Source organism: Mesorhizobium sp. M7A.F.Ca.CA.004.04.2.1 (assembly GCF_004022825.1).
Classification (GTDB): domain Bacteria; phylum Pseudomonadota; class Alphaproteobacteria; order Rhizobiales; family Rhizobiaceae; genus Mesorhizobium.
In genome coordinates this window covers 1-5,382 of record NZ_RZPH01000356.1, presented here as the reverse complement: position 1 = coordinate 5,382, position 5,382 = coordinate 1, and the positions used below count along the sequence as shown (strand labels likewise).

The window sequence follows — 5,382 nt, the reverse complement described above, 5'->3', positions numbered from 1 at the left end:
ATGGAAGACGGAAGGCTGAAGCTGTTTGGCCAGGAAATCCATCGGCTGGGCCGTCCCTGGCTGGAAAGCCGCCATGTCGAAGTGTTGGCCAGGCTCGCCGCCCGCAACGGCCGGCTGGTGCCACCCGGCGAGTTCATTCCGGTGGCCGAGCGGTTCGGCATCGCGTCGCGGCTCGACCGCTGGATCATCCGCACCGCGCTGTCGCGGCATGGTGCCGCCTTGCGTTCGGGGGCGTTGACGCTTGGCTTCAATCTGTCGGCGCAGACGCTGAGCGACCCGCAGCTTTGGGACTTCGTGGACAACGTCATAGAAGAAACCGGGGCGCCGCATTCGGGCATCGGCTTCGAGATCACCGAAACCGCCGCCGTCACCAATTTCGACGCCGCCGAACAGTTTGTGCGCAAGGCGCGCGAGCGGCGCTGCCGGGTCAGCCTCGATGATTTCGGCGCCGGTATGAGCTCGTTCGAATATCTCCGGCGGTTCCCCGTCGACACGATCAAGATCGACGGTTCCTTCATCGAACACATCACGCAAAGCCGTTTCGACCGCGAGATCGTGCTGGCCATCACCAGCATCGCCCGCAGCCTCGGCTGTGACGTGGTCGGCGAGAAGATCGAACAGCAGGACACGCTGGCCATGTTGAGCGACATGGGCGTCGCCTTCGGCCAGGGATTTTTGCTGCACCGGCCAGAGCCGCTGGAACGAATTGTCGCGCGTGCGACCAAGGGAGCGACGGCCCGCAAGGCATCGTGATCCGGGTGCGGCGAGTTTCAGGCCAGGCCGAACTGACCTGAAACTCGCCGCATTCTATCCGGTTCGCCGCGCCGTCGATTGCGGAAACTCCAGCACTCCAGCCTCGGGTCGCCTGTGCTGCGCTTCCGTCACCGCTTCGATCAACAGATCGAGCGCTTCACAGGCCGCGCGACTCGTCTCGTCGTTGCCTTGCAGATAATGATAGGCTCGTTCGAGGTGGATGCGGGCGGCTGAAAAATCGCTGGTCAATGGTCCCTCCATGATCCCGCCCTAGAAGACCTTGCCGGAGACGAGGGAACGCCGGGTAAATATCCACAAGCGGCTTTTATTCAAATGCCGCCGAATGTTGCGGGGAGGCGCGCGGCGTTGATGCTGCCAATCTCCCCCCGTGGGGGAGATGTCCGGCAGGATAAAGGGGGGCGCTGTCCTGCCGACCTGAACAATCAGATTTTCGATCTGTTTCGCAGCCTGCACGCTTGATGAGATTGAAGATCTCCCCCACACGGGGGAGATTGGCGGCTTCACCGCCGCGTGATTAGACTGTCAACTTCCTGCGCAAGGTGAGACCGATGATCGTCCAGGCCTGCATCAACGGCGCGCGCGTGCGCGATTTCCACCCGAAGCTGCCGCTGACTGCCGAGGCAATGGCCAGCGATGCGGCAGCCTGCGTCGCCGCTGGAGCGGCCGAACTGCACATCCATCCGCGCGGCACTGACGGGCGCGAAAGCCTGGCAGCCGTCGACGCCACCGTGCTGGCGGTGCGCCGGACCTGCCCGGGAACACTGGTCGGCGTGTCGACCGGCGCCTGGATCGAGAACGACGTCGAGCGGACCCGCACGGCGATCGCCGGCTGGCGAGACCTGCCCGACTATGCTTCGGTCAACCTGTCCGAACCGGATGCGCCCGCCGTGATGGAACTGCTGCGCCAGCGTGGTGTCGGCATCGAGGCGGGGCTTGCCGTCGTCGCCGATGCCGAGCGCTTCGTAGCGCTTCCCGGCCACGACCAGGTGCTGCGCATTCTGATCGAGATCGACATCCCGGACCTGTCCGCTGCACTCGACGAAGCGCATGGCATCGTCGCCGTGCTCGAGCGCGCCGGGGTACGGCGGCCGATCCTGCTGCATGGCGTCGATGCAACTGTCTGGCCCTTCGTCAAGGTTGCGCATCGCAAGCGCTGGTCGACACGGGTCGGTCTGGAAGACGGCAATACGCTCGCCGATGGAACTGTGGCGAAGGACAACGCGGCGATCATCGCTGCCGCCGTGGCGATCTTTCGCGGCTAGTTTTCCAGAATGATCCTGATCGCCTTATCGACCACCGGATGGAGGCCACTGGCCTGGAAGGACAGCCGGTTGCCGGAGCCGACATTGCTGGTCATGGCGATGGTCAGGCCGGACAGCGGGTCGTGCAGCATCACGGCGACGTAGCCGGGGATGCTGCCCTGGTGGCCGTAGAAGGCGCGATCGGCGTAGGCGCTCTGGAACATGCCGGCGCCGGTCTCGCGCATGCGTGTGCCAGGGAAACTTGCCGGCACGCGGTGTTCGAACATCTCGGCGAAGAACGGCGGCGACAGCAGCTTTCCGGAAAAGAGACCACGCATGAAGCTCACCATATCGGACGGCGTCGACACCATGTCGCCGCAGCCATAAGCGGCGCCGAACGGGAAGGAATCGGAGGAATCCTGCAAGTCGTCGGAGTAGGGCAGCACGCCATCCATGCGCCACATCTCGCCGCCCGAGGCGATGTCGGTGGGCGCATTCGCTGGCGGCGGGGGGCGGTGGTAGTAACCACGCACCATCGACTTTTCCGGAAAGGCTTCGGTGGCCGGCGACCAGGTGTTTGTCAGGCCGAGCGGGTGCAGCACCGCGCTTCTGACATAACCGCCCAGCGACTGGCCGGAGACAGCCTCGATCACCATGCCGGCCAGAACATAGCCGGTGTTGTTGTAGACGGCGGGCCCGCCCGGCGCCTTCTGCTTGTCGGAAACGAAGGCTATGTCGACCAGCTGTTGCGGCGTCCATTGCCGGCTCGGATCCATCGGAATGTAATATTCGAACTCGGGCAGGCCACTGCGGTGGTTGATCAGCTGGCGCACCGAAATGTCTTCTGCTCCCGGGAGGTCGGGAAACCAGGAGGCGATCGGCGCGCCGAGGTCGAGCTTGCCGTCCTGAGCGAGCTTGACCAATGCGGCGGCGACGAAGGTTTTGGTGCAACTGCCGATCTTGAACAGGCGGTCGGGCGAGACGGCAATGCCATGCTCCCGGTCGGCGAGGCCGGCAGTGAGGGCGGTTGGTGCGGCGCCTGTGGAGTAGGCGAGCGAGGCGCCTACCGCGCCATCGGTGAGATAGGTCTTGAGGAGGGCGTTCAGGTCTTCACGCATGGATTCTGCTTTCGCCGCCAAATTGCTGGTTTCATAGGTGTCGGTGCGTCCCCGGGCCGAGCCCGAGGGCAGGGTCGCCAAGCTTCACTCCGCCATATCGACGGCGGCAAAGTTCTGCCGGCCGAAGGGGTCGAGCACGTAGTTGAGCACGCTCTTGCGGATCGGGATCGCCACCACCGAATGGGCGATCGGCGCCACCGGCACCTCGACCTTCAGGATCGCTTGCGCCCTGGCGTAGATGTCGGCGCGCTGTTTCGGATCGGCGGCGACGCGACCGTCCTGCAGCAGCTTCTCGAAGGCCGGATCGCACCAGCGCGAGCGGTTGGAGCCGCCCTTCACGCCGTCGCAGGACAGCAGGTAGCTCAGCATGTTGTCGGGGTCGCCATTGTCGCTGCTGCCGCCGAGCAGATAGGCGTCCTGTTCGCCCGCCGCGGTGCGCTTGAGATATTCGCCCCATTCAAAGCTGACGATCTCGGCCTTGACGCCGACTTTCGCCCAGTCGGCCTGGATCATCTCGGCCATGCGCTTGGCATTGGGATTGTAGGGCCGCGATACCGGCATCGCCCACAGGCTGATTTTCAGGTCGCTCTCGTGGCCGGCTTCCTTCAGCAGCGCCTTCGCGCCATCCGGGTCATAGTCGATGCCGGCGTCGGTGACGGCCCCGATCTGCGCCGGCGGCACGACGCTGCCGGCGACCGTGCCGGCGCCGGCATAGACGGCGTCGACGATCGCCTTGCGGTCGACGGCCTTGGCCAGCGCCATGCGCACGCGCACATCGCCGAGCGGCTGGTGTTCGACATTGAAGCCGAGGATGCCGATGTTCTGACCCTTGAGGTCGAGCACGGTGATGTCGGGATCGGTGCGCAAATCGGCGACGGCGCTTGGCGGGGGCGGGGCGGCGACCTGGCACTCATTGGCCTTGAGACGCTCGACGCGCGTGGTCGGTTCGGGCGTAACGGCGAACACCAGAGTGTCGATCTTCGGCGGGCCGCGCCAATAATCCTTGTTGGCGGCGTAGCGGATCTGGCTGTCGGGGACATAGGCCTGCAGCACGAACGGGCCGGTGCCGACGGGCTCGCTATCGATCAGTTCCGGCGTGCCGGCGGTGACCATCTTTTCGGTCTGCTCCAACGACAGGATAGAGAGATAGTCGAGCGCAATGCCGGGCAGGAAGGTGACGTTGGCCGCCGTCAGCGTGAAGCGCACGGTGTGGTCGTCGACCTTGTCGATCTTGTCGATCAGCGAGCCCATGCCCAGTGCGTTGAAGTACTCGTAAGCGCCGCCGCCGAACTTGTGGTAGGGATTGCTGGCGTCGCGCTGGCGGTTGAAGGTGTACAGCACGTCGTCGGCATTGAACTCGCGCGACGGTGTAAAGTGGTCGTTCGACTGGAATTTCACGCCGTGGCGTAGGTGGAACGTGTAGATCTTGCCGTCGGCTGAGACCTCCCAGCTTTCGGCCAGCGCCGGCCCGACCTCGGTGGTGCCAGGCTTGAACTCGACCAGCCGGTTGAAGATCGTCTTGGCGGCGGCATCCATGGTGGAGTCCGCCGTGCCGATCGCCGGGTTGAAGGTTTCGGGATTGGCTTCCGAGCAATAGACCAGGGTTTTGGCGTAGGCCTGTCCGCCAAGAAGGACGGACGAGGCCAGCAAGGACGAGCTAAGGACTGCGCGCAGAACGGATTTCATCGCAAACGCTCCTGATGACACTTTACGGGTTGAGGGAAGGGCAGGCCGGTGAAGTTCATGGCGTCGCCGCCGGGGTGATGAAACGGTCGGGCGCAAGCGCGGCGGAGGTGATACCGCGTGCCGTGAGATCGTCCGGCAGCGGCTGGCCGCGCAGCAGCGCCGCACCCAGCCGCGCCAGCGTCAGCGACACCTGGAAGCCGTAGCCGCCCTGGCCGCCGAGCCAGAAGAAGCCGGGCAGGCGCGGGTCGAAACCGATGACCGGCGTGCGGTCGGGCGAAAAGGTGCGCAGGCCCGCCCATGGCGTCGACGGACGGCCGATGCGCAGCGACGTCGCCTGTTCGATGCGGTCGACGGCGATGGCGACGTCGATGTCTTCCGGATAGGCGTCGCAGGGTTCGGAATCGGTCTCGTCGGCCAGCGAGCCGATCAGCCTGCCGGCATCGGGCTTGAAGTAGAATTGTTCATGCAAATCGACCACCAGCGGCCAGGCGCTGATGTCGGTGCCGGCGGGCGGATCGAAAAGGAAGGCGGGGCGGCGCTTCGGCCGGGAGCCGAGACCGGGG

6 protein-coding genes are annotated in these 5,382 nt (G+C 65.1%); 2 read left to right on the top strand and 4 right to left on the bottom strand.

Annotated elements, in window-relative coordinates:
• Window positions 1-753: EAL domain-containing protein (locus tag EN893_RS17060; protein ID WP_164900925.1), on the top strand; the 753-nt coding region annotated here is incomplete at its 5' end.
• 54 nt (window positions 754-807) lie between these two features.
• On the opposite strand, the gene EN893_RS17055 is transcribed toward EN893_RS17060, so the two are convergent.
• On the bottom strand, window positions 808-1,002 hold the full coding sequence (locus EN893_RS17055; protein ID WP_164748793.1) for a hypothetical protein: 195 nt from the start codon (window positions 1,000-1,002) through the stop codon (window positions 808-810).
• A 320-nt stretch (window positions 1,003-1,322) separates the two neighbouring features.
• On the opposite strand from EN893_RS17055, the gene EN893_RS17050 reads away from it, so the two are divergent.
• Window positions 1,323-2,036 carry a 3-keto-5-aminohexanoate cleavage protein gene (locus tag EN893_RS17050; protein WP_127269269.1) on the top strand — a complete coding sequence of 238 codons (714 nt, stop codon included), beginning with the start codon at window positions 1,323-1,325 and terminating at the stop codon, window positions 2,034-2,036.
• Here the strand turns inward: EN893_RS17050 and EN893_RS17045 are convergent.
• From EN893_RS17045 to EN893_RS17035, 3 genes are all read right to left on the bottom strand, one after another.
• On the bottom strand, window positions 2,033-3,214 hold the full coding sequence (locus EN893_RS17045) for a serine hydrolase domain-containing protein (RefSeq protein ID WP_236382751.1): 1,182 nt from the start codon (window positions 3,212-3,214) through the stop codon (window positions 2,033-2,035). The genes EN893_RS17050 and EN893_RS17045 overlap by 4 nt on opposite strands.
• 3 nt (window positions 3,215-3,217) lie before the next feature.
• Window positions 3,218-4,819 carry an ABC transporter substrate-binding protein gene (locus EN893_RS17040; protein WP_127269268.1) on the bottom strand — a complete coding sequence of 534 codons (1,602 nt, stop codon included), beginning with the start codon at window positions 4,817-4,819 and terminating at the stop codon, window positions 3,218-3,220.
• A 55-nt stretch (window positions 4,820-4,874) separates the two neighbouring features.
• On the bottom strand, window positions 4,875-5,382 hold a 508-nt coding region (locus EN893_RS17035), incomplete at its 5' end, for an FAD-binding oxidoreductase (RefSeq protein ID WP_164900924.1).

Excerpts from the sequence above, each read along its gene's own strand:
- EN893_RS17050 (WP_127269269.1), top strand. The coding sequence starts at position 1,323 with ATGATCGTCCAGGCCTGCATCAACGGCGCGCGCGTGCGCGATTTCCAC.
- EN893_RS17040 (WP_127269268.1), bottom strand. The coding sequence starts at position 4,819 with ATGAAATCCGTTCTGCGCGCAGTCCTTAGCTCGTCCTTGCTGGCCTCG.